Genomic DNA, 26578 nt, shown 5'->3' on the forward strand with positions numbered 1-26578 from the left:
GCCCGAGGCCCACGCTTATCAGTTCGAGGGAAACCTCGTCCAACTGTCCGGGCGCAGGGCGCGAGATCCGGCGTGCGGCCCCTGCTGAATTACGGTGCTGCTGACACCGAGGCGTTATCGGGCGCGCGCGCCGGGCTCTCGACAACTACAGTAGGGCAATCGAAAGACATAAGGCGTTAGGCCTCAGCGGGAGGATCCAAGTGGTCGAGAAAAAATCGCTTGCCGACATTCTTAGCCGACTCACTTACTTGCCAAATCGAACCCCTGAAATGGCGCTCACCGGGGAAGCTGATTTGGCATTCTCTGAAATCGCCTCATACCGGGACGGGGCAATCTCTGTCGGCTACTACTCTGGTAGCAGCGAATGGGAGCGTCACCCCGCTGGGGACGAAATAGTGATGGCCATTGAAGGCCATACAACCCTCGTTCTTCTCATAGACGGTGAGCAACACCGCATTGTTCTACGTTCAGGTGAGCTCGTGGTTGTTCCACAAGGATGCTGGCATCGCTTTGAAGAATCGATACATCTAAAGGTTCTTGGCATCACGCCACAACCATCGGATCACAGCTTGGACTTTCCTGATGGGTGAATTAACACCCAAGTGCAACATCGCGATTCTAGACCCCGCTAATGCTTTAGGAGTCTCCATGCGCTCTCTACTTTTTGCTGTTTTCCTTGTAGTTTCGACGCCCGCCGCTGCGGGCGGTTCATTCGACGCGCACCTCGAATTGAAGCCCATAACGAATCAGATTCCCGAGCTTTGGCAGGTTCTGACGGGCTCGCTTGAGCTGCAGCAGAGCGGCTGGGCCAGTCGAATTGGTAATGAAGTCAATCCGCAGCTGGGCGGGACGCGGGTGGGGCCCTACTGCCTTCTCGCCAAACCAAAGTCTGCAAGTGGCCCGTACACACTGGAAGTCTGCATCAACACAGAGCAGATCTGGCTTGATTCACACGGAAAAAAGAGCACGCTAGGACAAGCTTCTCGCGTTGAAGAACGGTTCGTCTCCGTAGAAATCAAACCGTGGCGGGAACGGTAGTCCAGGAGTAGTTGTTGTGCTGTTTTGGCCTGGCAACTAATTCAAGCCCAACCCGCTTCGCGGCTCGGCTGCGTCAGGCGTTAGGCCCCACGTCAACGAGTGCTGTGAGGTCGATGTTGTCCGAATCCGGCGAGTAGTTGTGCCTTGGGGCGTGTATCACTTGAGCACCGCCCTTACAGGCTCACTGAGAATGGCAGAACCATGAACGAGACGCTTCGACTCAAGCATCTACGGATAGCATTGGTAGCACTTGGCCTTGCTTTCATCGCCCCGGCCGTGGCGATCTGCGGAATCACGACGCCAACTTCTTCCGACTGTATTGCCTCGGAATACCACCGGTTGGATTTCTGGATCGGTGATTGGGACACCTTCGAGATGGATGCTCCCCGCGAACAGTCCGTGGCTCGCGCCCGCGTCGAGCCTATCGCCCAAGGTTGCGCCATCCATGAACTCTATGAGCAGACCGATGGGCTCGTTGGCGACAGCATCCTGAGCTACGACCCCGTGCGAAAACAATGGCAACAGACCTGGGTCACCAATCGCGGCTCGATCATGGTGCTGTGGGGCAACTTCAAGGATGGCGCGCTGGTTCTTGAAGGTGAGGCACATCTCCGGGATGGTAGGTCAGTCATGCAACGCATTACCTGGAAGGCCCAGGATAAAGGCGTGCGCGAGTCGGCGGTGCTGTCGAAAGATGGCGGCAAGACTTGGGCGCCGGCGTTCGACGTACTGTTCCTGAAGAACGAAGATAAGCGAGAGTGAGTTATGCAGATGAGGCCTAACGATTCGTTCAGGCCGAACCTACATCAGGGCGGCGCCTGAGTGCACGCTTTCGGCTATATTTGCACTGAGTCGCCGACCTGATGCGAATCGGCTGTGTCAGGTGTTGGCGTAACAGGAGAGCGCCATGCCGGAGAAAAAGAATTACTGGTTTCCTGCCAAGACCTACGGGTGGGGTTGGGGTCTCCCCACTGTATGGAAAGGGTGGGTTGTTTATGGGACTGCGGCCGCCCTATTGGTAGCCGGTGTTTTTCTTTTTCCGCCAGTCGCTCATCCAGTGCTCTTCCAAGTCTATATCGGGGGCATTATCTTGCTTCTTGTGTCGGTGTGCTGGGTCAAAGGCGAGCCACCACGTTGGCGCTGGGGAAAGTAAGTGGCACCTTCAACTCATTCGGACCGAAGCCGCCTCGCGACTCGGTTATGTCAACCGTTGGGCCGTAGAAAGCACACTTTCCCTCACCACCACCCATCCTTGGAGGTTACATGAAGCGAGTCACCGGCATTGGCGGCATCTTCTTCAAAGCCAAAGACGCTCCAGCACTGCAGGCTTGGTACAAGCGGCACCTCGGAATCGATGTCCAGGATTGGGGTGGTACGGCTTTCACCTGGACCGACGGTGAAGGCAGGCCGGTTGCCGGAACGACCGTCTGGTCCATCGGTTCGGCGCAAGGCGACCAATTCGCGCCCAGCACCGCGGCTTTCATGGTCAATTACCGGGTGGAGGATCTCCACGCCCTGGTCAAGGTCTTGCGCGAAGAAGGCTGCAACGTTCTTGAGAAGATCGACGATTCCGAGTACGGAAAGTTCGCCTGGGTCATCGATCCGGAAGGAAACAAGGTGGAACTTTGGCAACCGCCTGCGGGCCAATGACCAGGGCAATCGGCCTCGGCGCTGATCTGCGGCCTAATCTTTTCTCTTTGTGAAGAATGCGCAAAAAAGAAAAGGCGGCCATAAACCGCCTTTTCCGTCTGCGACGCGGCTAGCGCTTGGTCAGGCCGGCCACAGCCACCAGAACGCCAGCGCGCTGACGACACCGTAGATCAAGGCGTCCAGCAGATCCTTGATCACGCTGCCCCACGGTTTGCCCATCCAGATGCCCGATTGCACGCTACCGCCCGCATAGGTGAGGAAGGTGATCAGGCCGACCAGGTGCCCGGCATGGTGAGCGTTGCCGGGCAGGCCATAGACCTGCAGCGCGATGGCGCCGGCGACCAGAGCGACCGCCAGATTGAACAGGAACCAGCGGACCAGCATGCCGCCCATCTTGGGCGCGCCGCTCTTCATCACGGTCAGCAAGGCCACCGGGCCATCCACGTACTTCTTCACCATGGCTTCTTCGCGCATGGCTTTCATGTCGGTGCAGTGAGGGATGCCGTACTGACCGACCGCCGGCGCGCCTTTGCGCAGGACAGCCTGCACTTCGTCTTCATTGGCCAGTTTCTTGTAGTCGCTGTTATGCCACTTGAAGACCATGTGGATCAGACTGCTGGCGATGTACACCAGGACCGCGGCGACCAGGATGGGCAGCCAGAGTTGCGGCAGAGCGTTCATGACGGGGCTCCTTCGGGGTTCGGATGGTGGCGCGCAAGAGATAGAGCGGGCGAAAACCAAACGCGGGTGGTGCGGATAACGATGGCTGTGGGAGCGCCGGGGGCATCTTACTCCTGAGTCCTCTTGAAGAGGCCAGCCCCGTCGACGGCCGGTTCTGCGGGCAGGCCATCGCTTGCGGCCGCTCGGTGCCGGCCGTCGACTACTTTGCCCATAGTCGCAATGACCAACGCACCTTCAGCCGGGTCATCGGCGGGAACGAGAATACAAATTCGCCGGACGCATGCTCTTTCCCGGTTACGCGGAAAGCGGCATCGCCGGTTTCGTCAGGCTTCCGGCTGCGCTGGGTGAGATCGGCATCTGCCTGTGGCTGCTGGTGATGGGCGCGCGCGAGCCGAAAACGGAATAATCCACTCGCCCGTTCAGGGCTTTCCTTCGCGCGCACCCGGCTCCACTTCCGGATCGTTGCGTTCTTCGCCCGAGCGTTTTCCCGGCTGTTCTCCCACTTCATGTGGCGGCTCAAGAGTCGCATCGGGTTCGGTAGGGTCCAACTCCGGGGGAAGGTGATTCTTGACGCTCACGGCCGCACTCCATGGAAAATAAAATCGCCATGTTCCCTTACCCGCATTCGTATCATCGCGGCGTGAAGAGGAGGTGGAGGTCGGACAGGCCGCCAGCGTTATTCGTCGTAGTAATCGCCGCCGATGATGGTGCAGATCTGGGCCTCGGTGAACCCATGGAAGCAGCGGCCTCCAATGGTGTTGCGCTTGGCGAACAACTTGCCGCTGGCCGGGGTGCGTTCGCGCTTTTCCTGCAGCAACCATTTGGCGTAGTCGTTGGTCAGGTTGCGCGACCGGATGGGGTCCAACTTCAATCGGGGCATCGCCTGGGTCCTGGATGGGGTGGCGACAAGGCTACCCGACACGGGTCCTGAGGGGGCCATCCATGCGCCTTCCCGAAGTCCCTGTACTGCAGGCTGTCGGCGCCCCTGGCGGGCGGTGCACTGTGCCGTGTCCGCCCGAACGGGATTCCCCCGTTGGCAAGTTTACGGGGGTCGATGGGAGATCCTTATGAAATCACTATTACTAATCTGGGCGATGGTTTTACTCCTTCCGGGATGTGAGCACACACAGATCAAAAGTCAGGGCGTAAAGGGCGTGGAGGATCCCGGCGGAACAGATGAAGCCAATGCGCAACGTTCTCGCGAGATCCTCTACGCCACACTGTGGATGCAGCACAGCACCGAATACCGGGCCGCCGCGCTGCAGGCTTTCGAAGGCGCAAGAGCGCAGCTGAAAACCGCGACAAAGTGCGGCACAGCCGAGGCCGGGCAACTGCAGCAGAGCAAGGGCACGTGCGGTGCGAAATCGCCTTGGGCGAAACGTCCCGCGGCCATCATCTTCGATCTCGACGAAACCCTGCTGGACAATTCCGCTTACCAGGCCTTTCAAATCAAGCAGCGCGAACTGTACGACGACGATCGATGGGAAATATGGGTCAAGTCCGAAGAAGCGCTGGCTATCGCCGGAGCGGTGGATTTCGTCAAGGACGCTTCCAAGGCAGCCAGGATCTATTATGTGACCAACCGCGAGTGCAGGAAGCCGATAGACAAGGTAAAAGACGAACTGAAACTGCGGGCGGATTGTCCGCAGCTGCTCGACACCATGTCGCGGATGGAAAAGCTGGGGTTTCCCAAGGCCAAGGATCGCTCCGCGTTCTATCTGAAGGGCATGTACGCCGACCTGCAATCCAAGGAGGCGATACGCCAGAAGATCGCGACCAAACACCGTATCGCCATGCTGGTCGGCGACGATCTGGAGGACTTCGTCGAGAGTCATGCCGTCTATGCGCAGAACGAAGCCACTCTGGCGCCTTTGTGGGGAAAACGCTGGTTCATCGTTCCCAACCCTGCGTACGGTTCCTGGCCTAATGCACTCAGTGCTGACGCCGATCAGGACGTGTCCAAGGCGTGCGGCCACCTGGCAACGAAGAAGGAGAGGGATTACTGCGCCTATCGCCCGGAATACGAAGCAAGGATGAACAAGTTGAAGGTGTGGTTCCCGCTGGAATAGGCATTCCGCTTAAATTCCAGCAGCCGGGAGAGGCAGCCTCGGACGCCTTGTGATCCGGCAGGACACGTAAGCGCGGTCTCCACGGATGCCGAGCGTTGCCTTTACAATCCCGGGCATGCCGACATCGTCCGTCCTTTCGCTGCCGCATCGCGCCACGAAGATCGTTCTGGGGGTACTTCTGGTTCTCGCGCCGATGGCTTTCTGCGCTTCATTGGAAGCGCAGCAGAGCCACGCCGGAAAGGAGCGTAGTCAATGGCAGCGCGAAGATGTCGCCGTCTTTCGCGATGACTTCCTGGCGCGCGATCGCGCCTTCACGCCGGAGGCGCGCGCAATCGCCGAACGACGGCTTGCGAAGCTGGAACGGCAACCGGTTGATCCAACGATATTCGCCGTCGAACTCTGCCGCATTGCGGCCCTGGCGGACAACGGTCATACGCAATGCCTGCCCAATGGAGTAGGCCACGACGTCTGCCGAGGAGTCGCGGCGCTGGGATTCGAACAGTCGCCCTGGTGTCCGTTGCGCACGCCGGACTTCGAAATTCCGGATTTCAACGCGGTGCCTATCGCGTTCTTTGCCTTTGGACGGGACTTCAACGTCGTTGGCGCGGGAGCGGGCGATGCGGATCTGTTGGGTGCGCGCCTCGTCGCCGTTGAGGACAGACCGATCGAGCGCATCGTTCCGCTGTTGCGCAGTTTCACCGGCGGCACGGCTGCCCACCGCGATCAAGGGGCGGCCGGTGTGCTGGCCAGTCCACAACAGCTGCATGCCGTTGGCCTGAGCCATAGCGCCGATGCAGTGCGGTACACCTTCATCGCTCTCGGCGGGAAGAAAGTCAGTCGGGTTTTCTCTGCGCGATCTTCTTCGAAGGCGGCTGCCTGGCATCGCTTGCCGGATCCGGAAAAAGAGTCCTGGGCCTTCCAGGAACCGGAAAAGCCATTCCGTTTCCGCGATGCGCCGGAAATCGATGGCGTGGTCGTGCAGCTTCGCAGGACCTTCGATGCGGACGACCGGAAGATCGCAGATTTTCTGGAGGAATCGGAAGCGAAGCGGCAGAGCCTCGGCCGCCGGCACGTGGTGTTGGACATGCGCTTCAATGGTGGGGGAAATTTCCTGCTGATTCGCGATTTCATGGCCCGGTGGCCCGCACGCGCACCGGGGCGGTTCTTCGTGCTGACCAGCCGGCAGACGTTCTCCGCGGCTATCGCCAGCATCGCCTACCTGAAACAGGCCGGGAAGAAACGGGTGACGATCGTGGGAGAACCCGTAGGCGACCGGATGATGTTCTTCTCCGACGGGCTACCGGTGCGACTGCCGCATTCCGGTCGATACTTCCTGCCTGCGGTGGTGCGCATGGACTACAGCGACGGTTGCAGAAAGTATGACGATTGCGCCGCGATGATCGCGCAGCCGGGCCTGCCTGCCGCAACCGGCGCGCTGCCCATGCTGGGTCCGGTGGATCGTCTGCCCATAACGGTTCCGACGCTTGAACCGGATATTCCTGCTCCGTGGACGATCGGTGCTTGGGTCAATGCGAAGGACCCCATGATGGAGGCGGTCATGGCGTCCATGGTCGAACCCGGCGACTAGTTGGGCGCGCATGGTGGAAATTGACGCACAGCTCTTCGTTCCGACACCGATGCAGTAGCGCCTACCAGCTGTGGCGGAATCCCGCCTGCACGGCCCAATGCCGCTTCGTTTCCATGCCCGAGGCCCCGGATGCTTCGAAGAACAGCTCCGTATGCTTGCCGCTGAAGCCCACGTCGGCGCCCAGCACGAGTTCGCCCCCCGTGCCTTTGCGCTTGGCCGTCTCCGGCGCGATGCTGCCCCCATCCATCGAGGCGGTGATGTCCAGGTTGTCGCCGAAGTAGTGCAACGCCGATGCCCGCACGTACACATTGCCCTCCCGCCGCGTTCCCTGCAGTTTCCTGCCGAAGGCGACGCCGACTCGCGCGAACGAGCTATCGAAGTTGTCCTGGTCGATACGCACGCCATTAAGCGTGGTGTGCTGGCTGTCGCGGATGACGCCCACCGACAGGCCAAGCTGCGGTTCCAGGTAATAAGACTTGGAAAGCTGGAACGGGTATCCGCCTTCGGCATAGAACTGACCCGCTTCGGTCCGGTACTTGCCGGCGATTTCGCGGCCCTGGGAATCGCGCGCGGAGTATCGGTTCTGCAGCGCCGAAGCGCCTGCCCCGAGCAGGACATAGGCGCCACTGTCGGCGCTCCAGCGGCCGTACAAGCCCAGCGTGGTTCCGCTCAACTCGCCCCGGCCTTGCGCGTAGCGCGCGGTCGACCGCAGGTGGCTTGCGGTGAAGCCGATTGCGGCGGACGAATTGGCCAGCGCGAAGCCATGATCCGCACCCAGGGTCAGGCCACTGTAGTCCTGGCGATAACGGCGGGAATATGCGGTCTTTGCGGTGAGTTCGCCGGTATCGGCCCTCGCCCAGACGCCCGATTGATCCGCGGCATTGTCGCGCGTCTGGCCACGCACGCGTTGCAGCGAAGTCTGCCCGCTGATCTTCCACAAGTTGGCCAGGCTGTCGGCCGCATCGGCGGCGGTCTGTACCGTTTCCGATGGCAGGATGCCGATGTCCCCGCCGCCATCGCCATCGCCGTCACCGTCACCGTCACCGTCACCGTCACCGTCACCGTCACCGTCACCGCCTGTGCCGTGGATGGTGATGCCGGTCAGCAAGATCCGCTTTCCATCGGCGCTCAGCGCTACTTGCGGGGTGTAAGCGAACTTCACCAGGTCGTTTTCGTAGGTTCCGCTCCATTCGCCATCCAGGCCTGCGACTGCCGAGAACGTGGCGCTTCCGCCCGCGGCCGCGCTCGCATCGACGATGGCGAGCGCCGCATCGGCCTGAATCGACCTGCCGTCGCGGACGGCCGCGGCGTTGACCCAGGAGGTGTCGTCCAGCACCGGGTCGTAGACGATTCCCACGCTCTGCGTGCCGGTGGCGGAGAAGGTTCTGATGCCGCTGCCGAACACGATCTGGTCTGCACTGGCCATGCCCTTTATGCCGGTGATGTCGCTGAGCACCAGAAACCGCGCGCCGTCGGCCAACGCCACGGTGGCGCCGGTACTGGTGTTGCTGCTGTCGATCAGCACGGTGCGATACGAATGCGTGGGGACAGACGCGGGCGAAAAGGTTCCCCAGTACGCGGCCATGTCGATCGCACCGCCATTGCCAAAGCCAAGGGATCCGGAGCCGAAATCATTGCTCAATGTGCCCGTGCCTTGCGGGATCCACGTTGCGCCGTTGGCGAACGTCAGATCGGCCTTGCCGACGCTGAAGCCGGTGGCGGTCTGCAGGCCGCCGACCGAGCCGCGCAACCAGGAATCGGAGGTATCCAGGTTGAGGTCGACCGAGCCGAGAAATCCGTTGGCTGTGTTGCTGGCGGTCACGATATCGCCGTCGAGTTGCACGGTGCGGCCACCGGCCTGGTTGACCGTGACGCTCGCGTTCTGCGTGTCGAGTGGCACGCTCCAGATCGAATACGCAGCGCCGGTGCCGCCCGCAGTGGTCGACACGGTAAGGCCGCCGGCGACGTTGACAGTGCCGAAGTTGCGGATGCCGTACACGTCAACATCAGCGCAATTCGGGTGGTCGGGCGGGTTGCAAACGTTGGCGACGGTGAACGACACCGGCGCGGTGGGCGAGGTGAAGTCGATGGTGCCGGTGCTGACCAGTCCGTAGGTTTCCGTCTCGGAGGTGACATCGACCGAGACGGCGCCGTCGAACGTCATCACCGCACCGGGCGAGCGGTCGTTGCTGAGGCCGGAGGGCTTGCCGAACGGCGTGTAGCCGTTTTCCGGCCCTTCGCTGAGCACGCGCACGTCCACATCGCCGTGCCAGCGCATCCACGCCGAGCGGTGGGTGTTGGCGATGCCGTGCGTGGAGCGCGGGCCCGTCACGCTGACGGTGGCGTCGCCGAAGACCTCCATGTCGCCCTGGTTGCGCACGCCGAACGCGGTCGAACCCCGGGCTACCGTGGTCAGCGACAGGTCGCCGCTGACCGTCAGCCGGGTGTTGACGTTGTCGTTGTAGATCGCATGGGCGTTGTCGCTGGGCCAGATCGACAGCGCCGAGATGCTGGTGTCGCCGTTGAAGATGATGGTGCCGCCGTCGGAGTTGTAGACCGCATCGAGCGTGCCGCGGCTTTCGGCGAGGATGTTGGTCGGGCCGTTGAAAATGATGGTGCTGTGCCCCGAGACCCAGATCGCGCGCGCGAAGCCCTGCGTGCGGGCGTGGAAGTCGGTGGCGCCGTTGAACACCGTGGTGCTGCCGCCGCGGCCGATCACCGCATGCGCACCGTTGCCGAGGCCGCCGCCGAAATCCGCGTCGCGGGCGTTGGCGGAGATCCTGGTGTTGCCGTTGACGGTGACCGTGTTGCCGTCGTTGAGGATGCCAACCGCCATCCCTCGGTTGGTGCTTTGCGGGCGGACCGCCGACAGCTCCAGCCAGCCGCCGCCGACCACGTCCAGCACGACCGGTGGGTTGCCGCCGGTGATCGACATGGCAATCACGTCGCGATCGACGCCTTCCAGCGCCACGCTGTCGCCGCCGGCGAAGCGGTAGTGCAGGGCCGTGCCATCGGAGCTGAGGTCGTAACCAGGGACGTAGCCTCCGGTACCGCCTGGCTTGTCGTGGTCGGCCACGCCGGTGATGGGATCTTTATGCTCGGTCGCATGCACGGTCGTGGGCCGCGCGACCACGCCTGCGACCAGGGTGGCGGCGATGGAAAAGGAAAGCTTTTTGCGGCGGCGCGCCTTGCCGATGCGTTCGGCCTCTTGGCGTGCGTTTTGGACTATCGATTCCTGCCAAAGCGGCGGTAGTTGCTTTTGCCGGTCAACGCCGCTCGTCGCAGGCTGCAAGGCCCGCTTCTGTTGTATGCAGGTCATCAATTTCCCCAGTATCAGAAAGCAGTGGCCACGATGGCCAAGCCCGACGGCAGCCCCTCCCAAAGCCGCGCGACTGAAAAAATAGCATGGTCATTTCCGATGGCTGAAACCCGATGTCTGGATTGTCGATGAGGACAATGCGATCGTGTGACCGTCATCGCATTGCGCCTGGCGATAGAGTCAGAGAACTTTTTCCTCTGCCTCATCTCTCCTTGATGCCTAAGGCTCCCCGGTCGGCGGGCATCGCGGCACGCCCGATCCCACCACGCATTGCACGCAGCAGGTCGGCGCCTGTGTAGGCAACGGCTCGGCAGGAACCGGGGCGAGGCTGGACGCGCCCGGCAACTTCGCCAGGACATCGGCGGGTTTGAGCTTCAGCAACACCGCCCAGTCCTGACGGCTGACGTTGCAGGCCGCCTCGTTGTCCGGCGCGCACAGCGACTCGCCGCCATTGCGGTACGGCAAGCCCCAGAACTCGCCGTTGCGGTTCAAGGGCAGCAATCGCATGATCACGGCTTGTTGCACATTGCCGCTGATCAGGTAGGCGGTGCTGTCGTTGCCGGGGTTGGCCGCCACCACGATCTCGCAGTGCATCTCAAGACCCGCGCTGCCCGCGCTCACCACCGAAGACAAACCTTCGTAGCCGTACGTGCGGTTGCCGTTCCGCACGTAACAGAGCATGTCGCCGGCCGCGGGTTTGGCATGCGCAGGATCGACGAACTGGTAGGCGCTGGTTTCCGGACGCTGGTAAGCGTCGCGCACATAAGTGATATGGCTGGCCGAAGCGCGGAAGCCCGGTACGCCGGCCTTCCGCATCACCCAGGAAATGAAAGCCGCCGACCAGGGGTTGTCGATGACGAAACCGCGGCAAGCGGGCGAAGGATAGTTGCCGGCGGCGGCGCCCTCGCACTCGCTGGCGCCTGGCAGTTGACCTACCTGGCGCAACACCCCGCTTTGCTGCCAATAACCGGCTACCCGGCGCCAAGCCTCGGTCTGGCCATCGCTCAACGGCTGTGCTTCGGCTTCCGTGATCGCGCTGTTGGCGATACGGCCGTTGCGATCGATGAAGGGTCGGTACCACAGGCCGTGCTCGTGGCAGGCGTAGGCGGCGATGCGGGTGGCGACCTCCGGTGCCGCCCGCTGTTGATCCAGACCTGGGCATACATCGGCGGCATTGGCCGCGGCCGAGGCCAACATCAGAATGTGGAACACGATCCATACGCGCATCGGCACGCTCCTTGGAGGAAGACAGGTTTCCCCTGCGCGCATCATGCCGCAAACGGAGGTGGGTGCGCCTGCCGTGTTTTTCGAGTCGTGCCAAGAGCTGGCGGGCAGTGCCCGCCCTACTTCTTGCTGGTGGATTTTTTGCTTGCGGTCTTCCTGGCCGTCTTGCGGCCGCTGCCCTTGGCGCCGCCGTCCTGCTTGTTGACGGTGGCCCAGGCGATCCGTTCGGCGGCCTCTTCCGAGCGTCCCTGCTCGCGCTCGCTTTCCTCGATGTGTCCGGCCTGTCGCTTCTGTTTCTCCGAATAGGAAGATTTGTCTCCGCGTGGCATGCCGTTCTCCCGTGAATGAAAAAACAGCGCGAGGCTAAGCGCCGAAATGTAATCCGGCGATGAAGGCCGTTTGCGTACGGCTTGGTTGACATCGCTCGAGGGCATCAAAAAGCGCCCGGCAACGGACTCACCGGTCGGTGGCGTATTCCAGTACCGCGATCCCGCCGGCGAACGATCTGGCCTGGACCAGGGACAGCCGGCGTTGGCCAAGATCGCCGGGCGTGAAGGAGCGGCCGCGACCGATCAGCACCGGGACGACCCGCAGGCGCAGCACATCGACTTCGCCGGCGCGCAACAGCGCGTCGCACAACGTCAGGCTGCCCCAGAGGATCAGATCGCCGGCGATGCGCGCGCGCAATGCGCGTACCGCTTCCACGCCGTCGCCGCGGAGTATTTCCACGGCGCCGCCATCGCCCCACGGCGCGGCCGGCAAAGCCGAGGACACGACGAACTTGGGCAGAGCGTTGATCGGGCCGGCGACGCGTTCGACTTTTGCATCGGCCTTGGGCCAGTAGTCGGCGAACATGCGGTAAGTCGTTGCGCCGAACACGATCGCGCCGACCGTCGACATCATCCGCATCTGGTCGGGCTCGGTGTCGCTGAAATCGCTTCCGGGATGGAAAAATCCGATACCGCCATCTTCTTCCGCCGCGTACCCGTCCGCGCTGACGATCTGTTCCACGATGATTCTGCCCATGTCCGTTTTTCCCGTTGCGTTATGGAAGGAACCCATGCTTCTCCGGGGAACGACGAACGGGCGCGCCCGGGATCGACAGGGGCGCGCCCCGGGCAGCGGATGCAGCCGGCGTCTAGGACCAACGTGCCTCCTCGGGAATTCGCAGAATGCAATCGACCTCACTGCAAGCCGTACTGCCATGCCCGTATTCTTCGCCGTCGGAATATGTCCGCTTGCATAGCGGCTACGCGTTATTTCACGGACAGCATGCGCTTGGGGAAGTCGATGGCTCAACGTTCCAGGGACACTGCCAATGCGATCGTTCCGGCAGGAAGCTCGCATTCCAGGCAGGACGATCCTCCTGAAGGCCAATTGCCGGTCCGCAGGTGGTATTTCCTGGCTTCCCGTCTTCCCGGCCAGTTGGCCACCAAGTCCATCGGCGGGCTGAGCACGCGCAGATTCATAGAGGCGGTGCTGTGGATCGCCGCAACCGATTCCACCTGGCCCCAGCTCCCGAAGTCCTACGGCAACTTCCATGCCGTCTACCAGCGGTTCGCCCGATGGGCGCGGCTCGATGTCTGGGATTACGTAAGTACGTGCCTGGAAGGCGACCCGCGGTTGCCCGCTCTGCAGCGATTGGTCCGCCAGCATCTTGAGATCCGCCGCAGGCGGACCAGGCACGCCGAGAAGGCTCCCGTCGAAGAGAAGATCGCACCCGCAACCGCCGCTCCCATAGACCGGGTCCATGAGCTGGAAATGCGGATGGCGAAAATGGAACGGGTGCTGCGCGCGATGCTGGAAGCGTTTCCACAGATCGCGGAGGATTTTCCCGAGCTGAAGAACGGGGATTGAAAGAACGCGGACGGAAGCGGGCCTACCGGTCTGCTCAGGCGCTTTCAGGCGAAGAAGATTTTTCCAGCGAAGTCAGAGGGCGTGGTTGATCGATGCCAGCGCCGGTTCGTCGCAGCAGACCCGGTTGCGGCCGGCGGCCTTGGCCCGGTATATCGCGCTGTCGGCCGCCTGATACAGCGCGTCGTCGTCCTGATGGAGGCTGCTGTCGAATTCGGCGATGCCGATGCTGGCGGTCACGTTCAATACGATGCCGTCCGCCGCGATGGGGTGTTCTATCAAACCGGCGCGGAAGCGTTCGGCGCGCTGCATGGCCGATGCCAGATCCTGTCCCTGCAGGACCACGCCGAATTCCTCGCCGCCGACCCGTGCGGCCAGATCGCCAGGTTCGTTGAAACTGTTTTTCAGCCGTGCGGCGATGGCCATCAGGCAGGCGTCGCCGATGGCGTGGCCATGGGTGTCGTTGATCTGCTTGAAATGATCGATGTCCAGCAGCAGCAAGCTCAGCGCCTGGCCGCTGTCCCAGGCCTGCCTGGCCGCCGTTTCCAGCACATCGGCGAATTGCCGGCGGTTGGCCAGTTCCGTCAATGCGTCGATCCGGCTTTGCCGCGAAAACAGGTCGCGCTGGTTGCGCAGTTCCTGGTCCAGGTCCAGCCGCTGCTGGTATTCGGCATAGCTGCGCAACAGCGAGATCACCACGTAGACCAGATAGATCACCATCATCAGCCCGTTGGGCCGGTCTTCGGGATTGATCCAGAGCAGCAACAGTCCCGGCACGCACAACAGGGCGATGCCGGCGAAGGCGAACCCGCGGCGCATGCTGAAGGCGTGCGCTATCGCCGTGGCCAGGCCCAGGGTGAACAGCAGCGCGGTGACGCGCGCCGGCCCGAATCCGGCATCGAGCGTGGCCCAGCAGAACAATCCGCCCCACAACGCGGTGGTGAGCAGCACGATGCCCCAGTGCAGGCGCAACCAGCGCGCAATGGCGGGAACTTCGCTGCCCTCGGGCAGTGGACGATGCAGAAAGCGCCAGACCGTCAGTCCGATGAAGGCAAGCAGCAGGCCCCAGCTGAGCACCGGCGCACGCGCGAAGGCGTTCCCGTAAATGCCGACCAGCAGCCACGACGCCGCGTAGAAAGGCCCGCCCGTCAACGCGCGTTGATAGGTGTCTGCCATTTCCTGGGTAAGCCGGCGGGTCTGTACAGGGTTCATCGGAAGATCCAGCAGTGGGACTACGCACGCCTTATTCGTGGCGTTTCCTTACAGCACACGCAACTTGAGTGCCATTCCTAAGTCATTGAATATAGCCGCCCAATCCCGCCGAATGCCGGCTTTCTGCGGCTATACGTCACTTTGTGACGCGGGCGCAGGCCGTATCCCCCGATCTGAACGCGGGCCATGGAAGAGTGGCGATACAACCGCAATGCAGGAGTCATCGTCATGGCCGATTCCAGGCAGCAGCACAAACCAGCACCGGAAAGCGGCTATCGGGAACAACAGGATCCACGCGGCCAGCCCGGTCAGGATCAGCGCAAGAATGGAAAGCAGTTGCCTGAGAGCGCCGACCGCAGCAAACCCAAACCCAAGGAGCCCTAGCAAGCGCTTGGTGCGGGCAAGCCTACGCGCAAACCGAGCCGTTAGTTCCGCGGCCGAACGCGGCCCCAGAACCGGATACGGGCGAGCGGAACAGTGGCGTCCGGGTACCGCGGGCCGCTATCGTAGCGCCCGCCTTCGCCCATCGAGATCCGGCCGCCCATGACCGTGCCCGAAAACGCCACCGGACACAGCGCGCCGGCCCAATGCGAGAACTGCCACACGCCATTGCAGGGCGAGTATTGCCACCAGTGCGGACAGTCCATCCACAATCCGGTCCGTCACGCCGGACACGCGCTTGAGGAAGTGTTCGAGTCGTTCTGGCACCTGGACGGACGAGTGTTCCGCACTCTGCGCGACTTGCTGGTGCCCGGCCGCACTGCCCTGGAGTACCTCGCCGGTCACCGCCAGCGCTATCTGCCGCCCCTACGCATCTTCGTGATCATGAGTCTGCTGGCGTTCTTCGTGGGCAGGGCCACGATCCATTTCGACGACGAACCGGTGAACGCCAATCTCGACGTCACCCCGATCCTGGAAGCGCAGACCGTAGAGGAAGTGAAGCGCAACCGCGACGAAATTCTGGCGCAGCTGCACGCGGCTCAGAAAAAAAGCGTGCTGCCCGGCGTGGATGCCGCACTCATCGCCGCACAAGTGAAGATTGAAGGCGAGGCCGCCAACCGGATCGTGGAGCTGACGCCGGGGAAAGACGGAACTGCAGCGCCAGCGACCTTCAAGGAGTCCAAGCAGCCAGGCAGATCCAAAGGCGAACTGTTCTCGACCGACAACGAAGCGTGGAATCCGGAAACCAACCCGGTGAAGATCAATTGGCTGCCTGATTTCGTCAACGGCTGGCTGACCCGCAAGGTCGATCACGCCTTGGACAACATCAAGCTGATGGAGAACCGCCCCGACCGCTACTTCCAGGCCTTCATGAGCTCGCTGCCATCGGCTTTGTTCGTGCTGGTGCCGGTGTTCGCCCTGATGTTGAAGATCAGCTATTTCTTCCAACGCAGGCTGTATATGGAGCATCTGGTGATCGCCCTGTACAGTCATGTATACCTGCTGATGGCGCTGACCACGATCTTCCTGCTCATGGCACTGGGCGGGGCCGTTTCAACGCACGCATACTGGCTTTCAATAGTGTTCTACAGCGCAGTCGCGCTGTTGCTGATCTGGATGCCGTTGTACCTGCTGGTGATGCAGAAGCGGGTCTACAAGCAAGGCTGGATCATGACCCTGTTAAAGTATTCGGTCATCGGATTCATCTACGTATACCTGCTGGCGATAGTGGCTGCGCTGATGTTTCTGGTGAGATTGGCGAACAGCTAGATAAGCTCCACCAACTCCGGTTGGAATCCCACGGCTACCGTCTACCAGTTATCCGGCTATCGTCCGCAATCCAGTTCACTTCCCAGGTCTTGCCGCCGTCGGCCGAATAAGCCTGCTCGAAATGGCAAGAGTCGGCGGTGACGCCGGAGATCACGAACCGCACCAGGATCTCGCGCCCGTCCATGCTCTCCTTCGAATAGAACTCGCCACGGCCTTTGCTGAAACTGCCGATCGAAGGCGGACTCAGCGTGCCGCTCTTGATGTTGGAAAAATTGAGGCTCCATTGGCGCGCTTGCGGATCGTACAGGCGCAACGAAAGGCCTTCGATGCGGCCCGCAGGGCCTTGCACATCCAGTTCCACCAGATTCGCGCGGCCTCCCAGTATTTTCCTGACCACGGTGGTGCCCTCGTATTCGACCCAGGTCTTCGAACCCGACAGCGGATCGACCAGCCGCTTCAACTGCGTGCGCCAGGTGCCGATCTCGAAATCGAAATCATGCTGTCCATCGCGTTGCGCTTCCGGCGCCGGCGCATTGGTTGCGGTTGCTGCCTGGGCGGCTGCGGGATGCGGCGCGACGACGGCCAGTAAGGCGAGCGACAGCAAGGATCCGGAACAGGCGCGAGAGGTTTCCATCTGGGCGACTCCTGACGTCCGGGCAGGCGGACGATTCCGGTCATTGTAGGAATACGGCTGCGAGATGCGGTATTCAATTCTTGCTATCAGGCGCGCTGCGCTTCTGTCGCTGGATTGATTGTTCGCCTGTAATACTCCGCCGTACCCTCACCCCAACCCTCAGCCGCTTGAGGCGGCTTCGATTCCCGCTGGGAGAGGGGCTTTCATGAAGAGTCCACCTGGGCGCGGTTACTTGCCGGCAGCGCAGGTCAGTCTTTCGCGTAGTGGCCCAGGAACATATCCACCGCCGAGGCCGCCACCTGCTCCTGCATCTCAGCGCTCAGCGGCGGCGCGCCCATGGTGATCTGCGGCCAGAAGGCGAAGCTTTTCACCAATCCCTGGATCTGCTGCGCGGCGAATGCGGGATCGAGCGGCTTCAGCCTTCCATCGGCCAGCGCGGCGCGGATCCAGATCGTCACGCCTTCTTCTTTGTTGCCCATCCGCGCCACCATGCTTTGCGCGCGCTCGGGCGAATGGATGGTTTCGGCGATGGCCACGCGTGCAAGGTCGACGAAGTTGGCGTCGTCCAGCATGCGCAGTTTCTGCCGCAGCAGTTCCAGCAACTGTTCGCGCAGCGGGCGATCGGGGCGGTAGGCCAGGTCGATCAGCGCGGTGGTCTTCTCCCATAGCTGCACCAGGATCTCGGCGAACAGCGCGTCCTTGCTGGGGAAGTGGTTGTAGACCGTGCGCTTGGAGACGCCGGCGGTGGCGGCGATGCGGTCCATGCTGGTCGCCTCGAAGCCATTTCCCCGGAATTCGTCGATGGCCGCCTGCAGGATGGCCAGGCGCTTGCGGTCGGTCAGGCGCTGCGGGCTGGGGGAGAGCTTGGAAATCGGGCACATGCGGCCATTTTACACCGGAGGGTTTACTTTTGAAAATAGGGAACTACACTGTGCAGTGTAGTCAGTGCTTATCTCACTGCCCGTGCCAGCCACTCCATGAAATTCCCCTTCCGCTCCCTGATCCTGCTTGGAATCCTGACCATGACCGCCTGCGTCCTGCATGCCACCTCCCGCACGCCCGTTTATCCGGACTCGCCGCAACTGCACGAGGGCAAGTTCCGCAACGCCGTGCCCACGCCTCCCACCGGTTTCCTGAAGGCCGTGCGCCTGGCCTGGAATGTGCTGACCAACAAGCCGCGCGACACCGTGCCGGCCGACGCCCTCCCGCTGCAGACCCTGACCCGCGCCGAACTGCTGGCCGCGCCCGACCGCAGCCTGTTCCGGCTGGGGCATTCCACCGTGCTGCTGAAACTGCGCGGGGAATTCTGGGTGACCGATCCGGTGTTCTCCGACCGCGCCTCGCCGGTGCAGTGGGCCGGGCCCAAACGCTTCCACCAGCCGCCGATCTCCCTGGCCGAACTGCCGCCGATCAAGGGCGTGCTGTTGTCGCATAACCATTACGACCATCTGGATCGCGCCGCGGTTCTCGCGCTCGCCGGCAAGACCGAGCATTTCCTCGCTCCGCTGGGCGTGGGCGACACGCTGGTCGAGTGGGGCGTGCCTGCGCACAAAGTGCAGCAGTTCGACTGGTGGCAATCGGCCACCGTGGACGGCGTGCGTTTCGTGGCCACGCCAGCCCAGCATTTCTCCGGACGCGGTCTGTTCGACGCCAACAAATCGCTTTGGGCGTCGTGGGTGATCGTGGACGACGATCTGCGCGTGTTCTTCAGCGGCGACACCGGCTATTTCGACGGCTTCAAAGCCATCGGCGAGCGCTTCGGTCCGTTCGACGTGACCCTGATGGAAACCGGCGCCTACGACAAGCAGTGGCCGCATGTGCACATGCAGCCGGAGCAGACCTTGCAGGCGCACCTGGACTTGAAGGGCAAGTGGTTGATGCCGGTGCACAACGGCACTTTCGATCTGGCCATGCACGCCTGGCACGAACCGTTCGACCGCATCTCAGCATTGGCTGCGGAAAAGAGCGTGAGCCTGGCCACGCCGTCCATGGGTCAGCGCCTGGATCTGCAGCGGCCGCAGGCGGGCGAAGCCTGGTGGTTGGCGACGCAGTGATTTCTTCCCGCACGGAATCGAGAGAAAAGAATTCATGAGCGCATGGACCACCCACGACATCCCGCCGCAAAGCGGAAAGATCGCCCTTGTCACCGGCGCCACCGGCGGCTTGGGTTACGAAACCGCGCTCGCGCTGGCCGATGCGGGCGCCGATGTGATCCTGGCCGGTCGCAACGACGGCAAGGGGCGCGCTGCGCTGCAGGCGATCCGGGCCACCATTCCTTCGGCGCGGCTCCACTGGGAAACGTTGGATCTGGCCAGTCTTGCGTCGGTAGAAGACTTTTCCAAGCGCATCGCGGAACGGTTCCCGCGCGTGGATACGCTGGTGAACAACGCGGGCGTGATGGCGTTGCCGAAGCGGAAGACGACAAGCGACGGTTTCGAAATGCAGTTCGGCACCAACTACCTGGGCCACTTCGCGCTGACCGCGCGATTGCTGCCGTTGCTGCGCGCCAGCGATGGCGCGCGGGTGGTGAGCCTGGCCAGCCTGGCGCACCGCCGGGGCCGGATCGACTTCGATGATCTGCAGGGCGAACGGCTCTATAAACCCGGAAAGGCCTATTGCCAGTCGAAGCTGGCGATGCTGATGTTCGCGTTCGAACTGCAGCGCCGTAGCGATGCGAACGGCTGGGGTCTGAGGAGCAATGCCGCGCATCCGGGGTGGGCGCTCACCGATCTGATCGCCAACGGGCCTGATTCGGATCAGCTGGCGAGCTGTGCTTTGTATTTCAGCCAGGCTTCCACTTGAGGCGCGGAGTCGCCTACTGCGTCTATGGCCTGCAACAGCTGGTTGCGGGAAACGCCAAGTCGGGTCGTCCAATACTGCACCTGCTGTTGCTGCTGCAGCGAAATATGGCGGGTGATGTCGTAGCCAGCATCGTCCGGTTGGTCTGTCATAACGGCTCCAAAGGCTGGATTCGGAAGGGCCGGAATTACGCATGCGCCGACCGCATGCGCATGCCGATATTCGGCATGCCGCCGTGAGGACGGCGTGCACAAACGGAGTGTCCGCTTTATGCGGTTCAGGTCGTTAACAAGGCATGCGTTCCCGTGGTCGGCGGCGTCACGGCCGGCTCACGGGAGAGGTGGAAGATGAGCCAAGAAGGTAGGCGGGAAGGGTGCTTTTATGAAGACATTGAGAGCCGCATGCTTCCTGTGCCTGGGGATGATGCTGGGAACCCTGCTTTCCGCGATCTGACCGTCCGCTAGCATCGCCGTGCGCGGTTGCAGCGGCGACGCGGCCGCTGCAAAACAGGGTCTGCGCGTCACTCCGGAGTCGATGGCGCTCGCCGTTTTCCATCGATGATTTCGATCGCCTGCTGCAGCACCCTGTCCTGCCCGTCGTCGGCCAGGGGCGTGGTGATGGCGATGTCGGGGATCACCCCTCGCGCCCGCGCATCTCCGTTGGGACGCAGGATTCTCGCCTTGGGAAAGCTCACTTCGATACCGGTCCTGGGCAAGGTGAATTTCTCCAGCGCGCCGTAGGTGCTGGCCAGGTCGGAGGTCTCCTCGCCCAGTACCGTGCCGAAACCGTAGTCCTGCGCTATGGCGGCCACCAGCACCGTGTTGGAATAGGAATGCCGGTTGACCAGCAGGTATACCGAGCCTGCGAAACGGACACCTTCGCGCGGGGCGATCAAAGGGATGGGGAAGGCGACCCGGCTGCCCGGGGACCTGCCGTCGTAGGCGGCCGCCAACCGCAATGAGGTCGAGTTGTTTTCGCCGCCTTTGCCCTGCAGCCGTTTGCGGTTGGCTTCTATGGCCGCGGCGCTGATCCTGATGTCGAATTCCTCACTGAAGCGGAACGGCTTGTCCGCGAACCAGGCGATCATCGGGTCGCTGAAGGAGTTGTCGCCTCCCGGGTTGTCGCGCAGATCGATCAGCAGACTATCCGCGCCCTGGGCGATGAAGCGGCCGAAGGCATCGTCGATGAACGACTCGAAAGCCGTGGTGTCCCAAGGATCGGCCGCCTCGGGACGGCTGTCGTAGAACGGGCCGGGACGCAGATAGGCCAGGCCGTCCTCAAGCATGCGCGCTTCGCGCGCGCTCCAGTCCAGTTCGAAAGTTTTCGGTCGCTTGGCTGCTGCCGCCTCGAAACCTGCGCGGCTGAGCGCCGGCAGAGCCACTCCGGCCTGCGTACCGTCGGCCTTGCCGAGCACGAGAGCGAAGGATTGCGCTTCGCCCCGCGCCAGCCACACGAACATCGGCAGTTGCGATTCCAGCTGCGCCCATGCCATGTAGTCGTTGTCGGCCGAAACGAAGGCGCGCGCCTGCTCCAGCCAGCGCAGGGCGGGCATGCCATCGATCGACACCACTTCGTCGCCCTGCGCGATCGTAGACAGGCCGCTGTAGTCGTCGGCGACATAGGCCTTGCCGTCCACCACGCGCAGGAACAGCGGGAAAGCTTTGCCGCCGGCCTTGCGGAAGTTTTCCCAATACTCGGCGATCGGATCTACGCGCGCGTGGGCCACGTTGCCGTAGGCCACGAATCGCTGATAGCGCTTCCAGACTTCCAATGGAGCCAGAGGCGTATCGAATCCGGCGCGCATCCGCCGGAACAATGCGTCGTATTCCTGCCTGGGCCGGCGCGCGAACAGGTCGTAGTGCGAATCCTGCAACCGCGTGTACAGATCGTCGAAATCGGCCCGGCTGTCGTCCGGGGAAACCAGGGCCGGGGCGGCTTGCGCGGATGAGGTATCGGCCGGCCCGGAAGGCGCGGAGGCGGCGCAGGCCGGCAGCGCCAGGCTGAGGGCCAGCAGGATGCCGGCCAGGGAGATTCTTGGATGCAGTGGCATGAGGCTTCCTTGATGACGGAGGGGCCGGCAGATCGTCCGCCGGTTGCGGCGCCATTGGAGTCGAGGCCATGCTAGCCGGGCCATGACCGAATCCTCCTGTTTTCCTGATTTCTTCCGCCCGGCCGCGCAATGTCCGTGAAGACGCCAGCTTCCAGCACCGGTCTGCGCATCGGCGAGTGGAGCGTGGACAGCGCCGCCGGCGAATTGTCCGGCGCGTCCGGTGCGGTACGGGTGGAACCCAAAGTAATGGACCTGCTGTTGTTGCTGGCTTCGCAGCCCGGGCAGGTAGTGACGCGCGAACGGATCATGGATGCGTTGTGGCCCGGGTTGGTGGTGGGCGAGGACAGTCTGGCGCGTACCGTTTCCAAGCTGCGCCAGGCGCTGGGCGACGACGCCAGATCGCCGCGTTATGTCGAAACCATTTCCAAGCGTGGATATCGGCTGTTGGCAGAAGTGGGTGCGGCTATGTCCGCCGACCAGAGGTCGGCCGCGGCGGCGATTGCGTCGGTGCCGGCAGTTCCGAGTCGCGGGACATGGATCGGCCTCGCGGCGCTGGGAATGGCCGGCCTGATCGGATTGGGCTGGCTGCTTGGCCGCGAACCGGCGTCTCCGGCGGCTTCGTCGGATGACAGCGCCTTGCTGGTTTCGCGCGCCGACGATTACTACTTCCAGTTTTCCCGCGCCGATAACGAGGCGGCCATCGAGCTCTACCAACGCGTGCTGGGTCTGCATCCCGACCACGCGCCGGCCCTGGCCGGCCTGGCCAACGCACTCACGCAGCGCGCGATCCGCTGGCCCGAATCGCCGGATGCCGGTCCGGCGGAATTCACCCGCTTGGGCGATGCGCTGGCCAACGGCCATCTGGACCGCGAACCTGCGCGTACCCAATTGCGGCGCGCGCAGCAATTGGCCGAACGCGCGGTCAGCGTGGCGCCGGATTCGGCCGCCGCGCACAAGGCGTTGGGTTTCGTGTCCGGCGCACAACGGCGTTTCGACTCGGCGCTGGCTTCCTACCGGCGTGCCGTCGCATTGGACCCTGATGCCTGGGGGCCGCTCATCAACATCGGCGACGTGCTGGAAATCAGCGGCCGCGACGCGGAAGCGCTGACGTATTTCGAGCAGGCCTACGCGGCGATGGGGCGTGCGTACGACCGCAACCCGGTGCAGGTGCGGCCCTGGTATGCGCCCATGGGCGTGCTCATCGCCGGTCGCTATCGCGCGCGCGGCGACTTGCCTGCCGCCGAGGCTTGGTATCGACGGGTGCTGACCCAGTCGCCGCTGCAGCCCGAGGCCACGCGCGGATTGGCCGACGTATTGCGGAGCGGCGGCGATACCGCGGCAGCCGACCGTCTGTGCGACGAGCTCACGCAGCGTGCCGGCGCAGCGGCCGCCTGCACCCGGCAACCCCGGGAATCAGCACGCTGATCCGACGCATCCCGGGCATGGCGTCAGGCACCTTCACCACTCCGCAATCAGTTCCTTGAATGGTTTTGCCAGGCGGATGCCGTTGGCATCGAAGTCGGCTGCCTGTTTGCCGTCGACGCTCACGCGCAGAGGTTTCTGGCGGTTGGGCCAGCTGACCGACAGCGCTGTCTGTTTACCCAACCCCGATCCCAGCTCCACCCGCAACTGCTTGCCCGATTGGCGCGCGCTCATGCTCAGCGGACCATACAGGGTGGGCAGGTCATCGACTTTCAGACCTTCGCCGGCCACCCATGAAGGCGGCGTGCCGAGCAGCAGCGCCAGGCGGTCGTCGTCCTCGTGCGCCAGCATGCCGAAAACGGTGCGCGCGTATTCCGCGCCGATCCATGTGTGCGGCATGTCGCCCAGGTAGCCCGGATAGCGCAGGCGCGAGTGCACCACCTCGGCCAGCACCTGCCACGGCAGCGGACGGCGGTGGCGCAGCAGGTTCATCAGCAGTTCGTCGGCTTCCTGCGGCTGGTTCAGGTGCATGTAGGTCAGCACGTTGCGCATTTCGTACGGCGTGTACGCATACAGCGCCCCGGGTTTGTCGCGCGCACGCACGTCGGCCAGATAGCGCTCGAAAGTCAGCTTCAGCGCCTCCGCCGGCATCAGATCCTGCTGGCCGGCGGGATCCAGTCCGATCGAAACACTGGTCGGATCGCCGCCGCCGGTGTCGGCGTCGGCGGGGATGAAGTCGGAACCCTTCCACTTCATCGTCGCGCGGATCGAGGCGGCCACCGATTCGCGCAGCGCCGCGTATTGTTCGCGCGCCCACTTGGCGGTTTCCGCATCGCCCCATTGTTCGGCCAGCCAGGCGCCGTCGTGCCAGCCCTTGAGCGCCCAGTAGTCGTCCCAGTAGCTGTGGGTGGGGCTGGAATAGCCTTCGTGGCTGATCGACGGCGCGATGATGCCGTGGAAACGTTCCGGCGCCGGCTGGTCGGCCAGATAGCCGGGTGCCATGGTGCGTTCGCGCAGTTCCTGCGTGAACTTCATCGCGCGCTTCACCACTTCCTGGTATTCGCGCACGCTGGCCGCGCCGCCGTCGTAGCGCGCGGTGTCGGCCACCAGCGCGATGAATTCGCCCTGGCTGTCGTATTCGATATCGCTGCCGAAGCCGGTGTTGACCGAGCCGTCCTGGTTGAGGATCGGCGACACCAGTCCGTTCTCGTGCACGGCGTGGTCGGAATACCACTTCAGGTAGTCGCGCGCCACTTTGGCCTGGCCCACGCGCAGCAGTATCGACGCAGTGGCTGCGCCATCGCGGATGAAGGAGCGATTGTAGTTGCGCGGGCCCGGCTGCATGGCCGGCCCGGTCTGGTTGAGCAGCATGTACGCGCCTTGCGCGCGCAGCATGTCCACCAGCGAATGGTCGGGCAGCGAGAGGCCCAATTTGCCGAAGCGCGAATGCCACTGTTGCGCCACCTGCGCAGCGACCTGGTCGAAACCCGCGCCCGCATCGCCTTTCGCGCCGACCAGCGCCGCGCGATCGACCGCCGGCGCCTCCGGCAACGCTTCGGTCTTGGCGTCCGCACGCGAAGTGCCCAGCGGGAACGCCAGCACCACGTCGCGATGCTGGCCCGGCGCAAGCTTCACTTCGTAATCGAGCAACGCCGCGGCCAGGCCGTCGGCATCGCTGGCCTGCAGCGACTCGGGAACGGTGCCCGCGGCGATGTGGGAAGTGATTTCGCCTTCGCCATGCGCACCGAACGCGGACGCGCCGCGCGCATCGGCGGGCGTCAGTGCGGCCAGCAGCACGCGGCCGTTGACGCGCACGTCGGTGCGGTCGGCGGCGCCTTCGATGGCGACTTCCCGGATCGGCGATACGCCGCCGTGCTGCCACGGTGGATTCACCTGCAGCGGACGCAAGGCCAGCGCGAGTGTTCCTTCGACCGGTCGCTGGCCGGTGTTGCTGACGCGGTAACGCGTGAGCGTCACCGGTTGGCCGTTCTGTTCGACCGCCATGGCCTCGACGCGCACCTGCACGCCCGCTTGCGCTTCCCATTGCACGGCGGGCATCGGCATCCAGCCGTCGCGCAGCGAATGCGTGCGCTCCACGTTGTCGGAGACGACCGCGCGACCGTCGGCGCCTCGCCACGTGGCCTGCACCAACGGCGCGCCTTTGTAGGCTTCCAGGTTGCCGTATTCGTCGAAGATGGATTTCTGCATGCCGGCCGGAATGCCGACCACGGTCCAGTACACCTGCTGCTGGTGCAGAGAGGAGGGGAACAGTTGCGAATTCGCGCGCGAGGCCACCACTTCATAGCGGCGGGTCGGCGTCATGATCCGTTCCGGGCCCAGCAAACGCAGGCGCTTGATCATGGGCGCCGCGCCGTCGATCTCGCCCGCGCTCAGGCGCAATGCCGAAAGCGTATGCACCTCGCGCGCGGCGAGGTTGGAAACATCGCCCTGCGATCCGGGATCTTCCGCCAGCACGATCCACTTGCCGGAAGCATCGCGGCCTTCCAGCTTGGCGCCGTTGCGCGGACCTTCCCACCAGACTTCCAGGCCCGGGGTGGGCAGCGGGCGGCCCAGGGCGATATCCAGTTCGCGCGTGCCCGCCTCCTGGCCCCTGGCCTGCAGTGCGCGCGCCGGTGCGTTGCTCCACAGCGCCTGCGCATTGTCCTTACCGGACAGATTGACGATGCGCGCCGCTTCGCTGGGCGAAAGCGGTTCGAATTCGAATACCGACACGCCCCAGTCCGCGGTCTTGGGCAGGCTGGCCAGGCGCACGTAGCGCGCTTTGGCTGTGGGGAAGAACAAATAGTCGGTGAATCCACGCGAGTCGTTGCTGATGTAAGCGTCGTGCCACTGCTTGCCGTCCACCGAAGTCTGGATGGCGTAGGACACCGCGAAACCGCTGTCCCAATGCAGCAGCACGCCGCCGACTTCGGCGACCTTGCCCAGGTCCACCTGCAGCCAGTGATCGGCGCTGAAGGCTCCGCCCCAGCGGGTCTTGGGGTCGCCGTCGATCGCGTGTGCGGCGGCCAGCGCCGGTACCTGCAGCGAGGAGCCGGTGGCCTTCCACTGCGAGCGCGGGGGCAGGGCGTCGCCCTTGGCCAAGGCTGCCGGGGAAGACAGGAACAGCGCCGACAGCAAGGCGAATCGCGACAGCCTGGCGGCCGGGGATGGGCTCGGGAATTGGGGGGGCACGTGGGTTTTCCGCGTCGATTGCAGGGAATGAAGCCGTGGACGCCGGGCTTCGCGTGGCACCGGATACTAGTGTTGAAAACGATTACATGCGAGCCGCAGTGCACCACGGCCGACCGACCGCTTGTCGCCCGACCTC

At 63.4% G+C, this 26578-nt stretch carries 25 protein-coding genes and 1 pseudogene; 13 read left to right on the forward strand and 13 right to left on the reverse strand.

What is annotated here, in order from left to right:
• The first annotated feature begins 200 nt into the window (after positions 1 to 200).
• The 4 genes from CSC73_RS06050 to CSC73_RS06065 all read left to right on the forward strand — a co-directional run bounded on the left by CSC73_RS06050 (position 201) and on the right by CSC73_RS06065 (position 2688).
• Entirely contained in the window at positions 201 to 590 is a 390-nt protein-coding gene (locus CSC73_RS06050) for a cupin domain-containing protein (protein WP_246197383.1), read from the forward strand.
• Positions 591 to 648: 58 nt separating this feature from the next.
• Positions 649 to 1038, forward strand: a complete 390-nt coding sequence (locus CSC73_RS06055; protein ID WP_163839528.1) for a hypothetical protein — start codon at positions 649 to 651, stop codon at positions 1036 to 1038.
• A gap of 201 nt (positions 1039 to 1239) precedes the next feature.
• Positions 1240 to 1800 (forward strand): DUF1579 family protein, encoded by a 561-nt coding sequence (locus CSC73_RS06060; RefSeq protein WP_163839529.1) that lies wholly within the window; start codon positions 1240 to 1242, stop codon positions 1798 to 1800.
• A 501-nt stretch (positions 1801 to 2301) separates the two neighbouring features.
• Positions 2302 to 2688 (forward strand): VOC family protein, encoded by a 387-nt coding sequence (locus tag CSC73_RS06065; protein ID WP_163839530.1) that lies wholly within the window; start codon positions 2302 to 2304, stop codon positions 2686 to 2688.
• A gap of 120 nt (positions 2689 to 2808) precedes the next feature.
• On the opposite strand, the gene CSC73_RS06070 is transcribed toward CSC73_RS06065, so the two are convergent.
• On the reverse strand, positions 2809 to 3369 hold the full coding sequence (locus CSC73_RS06070; RefSeq protein WP_163839531.1) for a hypothetical protein: 561 nt from the start codon (positions 3367 to 3369) through the stop codon (positions 2809 to 2811).
• Positions 3370 to 3649: 280 nt separating this feature from the next.
• On the opposite strand from CSC73_RS06070, the gene CSC73_RS18545 reads away from it, so the two are divergent.
• The gene (locus tag CSC73_RS18545; RefSeq protein WP_281352870.1) at positions 3650 to 3775 is read left to right on the forward strand and encodes a hypothetical protein; all 126 of its coding nucleotides are present in this window, start codon (positions 3650 to 3652) and stop codon (positions 3773 to 3775) included.
• Between the two features lie 13 nt (positions 3776 to 3788).
• Here CSC73_RS18545 and CSC73_RS06075 read toward each other — a convergent pair whose 3' ends face one another.
• Together CSC73_RS06075 and CSC73_RS06080 are read right to left on the reverse strand one after the other, a co-directional pair.
• Positions 3789 to 3947, reverse strand: a complete 159-nt coding sequence (locus tag CSC73_RS06075; RefSeq protein ID WP_163839532.1) for a hypothetical protein — start codon at positions 3945 to 3947, stop codon at positions 3789 to 3791.
• A gap of 98 nt (positions 3948 to 4045) precedes the next feature.
• On the reverse strand, positions 4046 to 4249 hold the full coding sequence (locus CSC73_RS06080; protein ID WP_163839533.1) for a hypothetical protein: 204 nt from the start codon (positions 4247 to 4249) through the stop codon (positions 4046 to 4048).
• 187 nt (positions 4250 to 4436) lie between these two features.
• Between CSC73_RS06080 and CSC73_RS06085 the strand changes: the two genes are divergently transcribed.
• Positions 4437 to 5438, forward strand: a complete 1002-nt coding sequence (locus tag CSC73_RS06085; RefSeq protein ID WP_163839534.1) for a 5'-nucleotidase, lipoprotein e(P4) family — start codon at positions 4437 to 4439, stop codon at positions 5436 to 5438.
• Positions 5439 to 5553: 115 nt separating this feature from the next.
• Complete coding sequence (locus tag CSC73_RS06090) at positions 5554 to 7026, forward strand: S41 family peptidase (RefSeq protein ID WP_163839535.1); 1473 nt, start codon at positions 5554 to 5556, stop codon at positions 7024 to 7026.
• A 61-nt stretch (positions 7027 to 7087) separates the two neighbouring features.
• Here CSC73_RS06090 and CSC73_RS06095 read toward each other — a convergent pair whose 3' ends face one another.
• From CSC73_RS06095 to CSC73_RS06110, 4 genes and pseudogenes are all read right to left on the reverse strand, one after another.
• Positions 7088 to 10345 carry an autotransporter outer membrane beta-barrel domain-containing protein gene (locus CSC73_RS06095; RefSeq protein ID WP_163839536.1) on the reverse strand — a complete coding sequence of 1086 codons (3258 nt, stop codon included), beginning with the start codon at positions 10343 to 10345 and terminating at the stop codon, positions 7088 to 7090.
• Between the two features lie 219 nt (positions 10346 to 10564).
• Positions 10565 to 11572 carry a DUF2272 domain-containing protein gene (locus CSC73_RS06100; RefSeq protein WP_163839537.1) on the reverse strand — a complete coding sequence of 336 codons (1008 nt, stop codon included), beginning with the start codon at positions 11570 to 11572 and terminating at the stop codon, positions 10565 to 10567.
• Between the two features lie 122 nt (positions 11573 to 11694).
• Positions 11695 to 11898: pseudogene (locus CSC73_RS06105) on the reverse strand (hypothetical protein); the annotation flags it as partial.
• A gap of 127 nt (positions 11899 to 12025) precedes the next feature.
• Complete coding sequence (locus tag CSC73_RS06110; RefSeq protein WP_163839539.1) at positions 12026 to 12595, reverse strand: dihydrofolate reductase family protein; 570 nt, start codon at positions 12593 to 12595, stop codon at positions 12026 to 12028.
• Positions 12596 to 12859: 264 nt separating this feature from the next.
• Here CSC73_RS06110 and CSC73_RS06115 point away from each other — a divergent pair, with 264 nt between their 5' ends.
• Positions 12860 to 13426 (forward strand): transposase, encoded by a 567-nt coding sequence (locus tag CSC73_RS06115; protein ID WP_163839540.1) that lies wholly within the window; start codon positions 12860 to 12862, stop codon positions 13424 to 13426.
• 72 nt (positions 13427 to 13498) lie between these two features.
• Here the strand turns inward: CSC73_RS06115 and CSC73_RS06120 are convergent, their stop codons facing one another.
• Entirely contained in the window at positions 13499 to 14635 is a 1137-nt protein-coding gene (locus CSC73_RS06120; protein WP_163839541.1) for a GGDEF domain-containing protein, read from the reverse strand.
• Between the two features lie 186 nt (positions 14636 to 14821).
• Between CSC73_RS06120 and CSC73_RS06125 the strand changes: the two genes are divergently transcribed.
• Entirely contained in the window at positions 14822 to 15019 is a 198-nt protein-coding gene (locus tag CSC73_RS06125; RefSeq protein WP_163839542.1) for a hypothetical protein, read from the forward strand.
• A 159-nt stretch (positions 15020 to 15178) separates the two neighbouring features.
• Positions 15179 to 16345 (forward strand): DUF3667 domain-containing protein, encoded by a 1167-nt coding sequence (locus CSC73_RS06130; RefSeq protein ID WP_163839543.1) that lies wholly within the window; start codon positions 15179 to 15181, stop codon positions 16343 to 16345.
• Positions 16346 to 16379: 34 nt separating this feature from the next.
• Here CSC73_RS06130 and CSC73_RS06135 read toward each other — a convergent pair whose 3' ends face one another.
• Positions 16380 to 16979 carry a hypothetical protein gene (locus CSC73_RS06135; protein WP_163839544.1) on the reverse strand — a complete coding sequence of 200 codons (600 nt, stop codon included), beginning with the start codon at positions 16977 to 16979 and terminating at the stop codon, positions 16380 to 16382.
• Positions 16980 to 17227: 248 nt separating this feature from the next.
• Entirely contained in the window at positions 17228 to 17860 is a 633-nt protein-coding gene (locus tag CSC73_RS06140; RefSeq protein WP_163839545.1) for a TetR/AcrR family transcriptional regulator, read from the reverse strand.
• 141 nt (positions 17861 to 18001) lie between these two features.
• Here CSC73_RS06140 and CSC73_RS06145 point away from each other — a divergent pair, with 141 nt between their 5' ends.
• Complete coding sequence (locus CSC73_RS06145; protein ID WP_163839546.1) at positions 18002 to 19033, forward strand: MBL fold metallo-hydrolase; 1032 nt, start codon at positions 18002 to 18004, stop codon at positions 19031 to 19033.
• Positions 19034 to 19067: 34 nt separating this feature from the next.
• Positions 19068 to 19781, forward strand: a complete 714-nt coding sequence (locus CSC73_RS06150) for an SDR family oxidoreductase (protein WP_163839547.1) — start codon at positions 19068 to 19070, stop codon at positions 19779 to 19781.
• Here the strand turns inward: CSC73_RS06150 and CSC73_RS06155 are convergent.
• Entirely contained in the window at positions 19736 to 19930 is a 195-nt protein-coding gene (locus CSC73_RS06155; RefSeq protein WP_163839548.1) for a DUF3606 domain-containing protein, read from the reverse strand. The two genes, CSC73_RS06150 and CSC73_RS06155, sit on opposite strands and share 46 nt — an antisense overlap.
• Positions 19931 to 20298: 368 nt before the next feature.
• Positions 20299 to 21828: a S41 family peptidase gene (locus CSC73_RS06160; RefSeq protein WP_163839549.1), complete on the reverse strand. Its 1530-nt coding sequence runs from the start codon at positions 21826 to 21828 to the stop codon at positions 20299 to 20301.
• A 135-nt stretch (positions 21829 to 21963) separates the two neighbouring features.
• Here CSC73_RS06160 and CSC73_RS06165 point away from each other — a divergent pair, with 135 nt between their 5' ends.
• Complete coding sequence (locus tag CSC73_RS06165; RefSeq protein ID WP_163839550.1) at positions 21964 to 23253, forward strand: winged helix-turn-helix domain-containing protein; 1290 nt, start codon at positions 21964 to 21966, stop codon at positions 23251 to 23253.
• Between the two features lie 33 nt (positions 23254 to 23286).
• Here CSC73_RS06165 and CSC73_RS06170 read toward each other — a convergent pair whose 3' ends face one another.
• Positions 23287 to 26442: a discoidin domain-containing protein gene (locus tag CSC73_RS06170; RefSeq protein ID WP_425502278.1), complete on the reverse strand. Its 3156-nt coding sequence runs from the start codon at positions 26440 to 26442 to the stop codon at positions 23287 to 23289.
• Positions 26443 to 26578 lie beyond the last annotated feature (136 nt).

It is taken from the genome of Pseudoxanthomonas sacheonensis (genome assembly GCF_010093305.1).
Lineage (GTDB): Bacteria > Pseudomonadota > Gammaproteobacteria > Xanthomonadales > Xanthomonadaceae > Pseudoxanthomonas_A > Pseudoxanthomonas_A sacheonensis.

Coding starts and splice junctions, on each gene's coding strand:
- CSC73_RS06055 (WP_163839528.1), top strand. CDS start 649: ATGCGCTCTCTACTTTTTGCTGTTTTCCTTGTAGTTTCGACGCCCGCC.
- CSC73_RS06060 (WP_163839529.1), top strand. CDS start 1,240: ATGAACGAGACGCTTCGACTCAAGCATCTACGGATAGCATTGGTAGCA.
- CSC73_RS06065 (WP_163839530.1), top strand. CDS start 2,302: ATGAAGCGAGTCACCGGCATTGGCGGCATCTTCTTCAAAGCCAAAGAC.
- CSC73_RS06070 (WP_163839531.1), bottom strand. CDS start 3,369: ATGAACGCTCTGCCGCAACTCTGGCTGCCCATCCTGGTCGCCGCGGTC.
- CSC73_RS18545 (WP_281352870.1), top strand. CDS start 3,650: ATGCTCTTTCCCGGTTACGCGGAAAGCGGCATCGCCGGTTTCGTCAGG.
- CSC73_RS06080 (WP_163839533.1), bottom strand. CDS start 4,249: ATGCCCCGATTGAAGTTGGACCCCATCCGGTCGCGCAACCTGACCAAC.
- CSC73_RS06085 (WP_163839534.1), top strand. CDS start 4,437: ATGAAATCACTATTACTAATCTGGGCGATGGTTTTACTCCTTCCGGGA.
- CSC73_RS06090 (WP_163839535.1), top strand. CDS start 5,554: ATGCCGACATCGTCCGTCCTTTCGCTGCCGCATCGCGCCACGAAGATC.
- CSC73_RS06095 (WP_163839536.1), bottom strand. CDS start 10,345: ATGACCTGCATACAACAGAAGCGGGCCTTGCAGCCTGCGACGAGCGGC.
- CSC73_RS06100 (WP_163839537.1), bottom strand. CDS start 11,572: ATGCGCGTATGGATCGTGTTCCACATTCTGATGTTGGCCTCGGCCGCG.
- CSC73_RS06110 (WP_163839539.1), bottom strand. CDS start 12,595: ATGGGCAGAATCATCGTGGAACAGATCGTCAGCGCGGACGGGTACGCG.
- CSC73_RS06115 (WP_163839540.1), top strand. CDS start 12,860: ATGGCTCAACGTTCCAGGGACACTGCCAATGCGATCGTTCCGGCAGGA.
- CSC73_RS06120 (WP_163839541.1), bottom strand. CDS start 14,635: ATGAACCCTGTACAGACCCGCCGGCTTACCCAGGAAATGGCAGACACC.
- CSC73_RS06125 (WP_163839542.1), top strand. CDS start 14,822: ATGGAAGAGTGGCGATACAACCGCAATGCAGGAGTCATCGTCATGGCC.
- CSC73_RS06130 (WP_163839543.1), top strand. CDS start 15,179: ATGACCGTGCCCGAAAACGCCACCGGACACAGCGCGCCGGCCCAATGC.
- CSC73_RS06135 (WP_163839544.1), bottom strand. CDS start 16,979: ATGGAAACCTCTCGCGCCTGTTCCGGATCCTTGCTGTCGCTCGCCTTA.
- CSC73_RS06140 (WP_163839545.1), bottom strand. CDS start 17,860: ATGTGCCCGATTTCCAAGCTCTCCCCCAGCCCGCAGCGCCTGACCGAC.
- CSC73_RS06145 (WP_163839546.1), top strand. CDS start 18,002: ATGACCGCCTGCGTCCTGCATGCCACCTCCCGCACGCCCGTTTATCCG.
- CSC73_RS06150 (WP_163839547.1), top strand. CDS start 19,068: ATGAGCGCATGGACCACCCACGACATCCCGCCGCAAAGCGGAAAGATC.
- CSC73_RS06155 (WP_163839548.1), bottom strand. CDS start 19,930: ATGACAGACCAACCGGACGATGCTGGCTACGACATCACCCGCCATATT.
- CSC73_RS06160 (WP_163839549.1), bottom strand. CDS start 21,828: ATGCCACTGCATCCAAGAATCTCCCTGGCCGGCATCCTGCTGGCCCTC.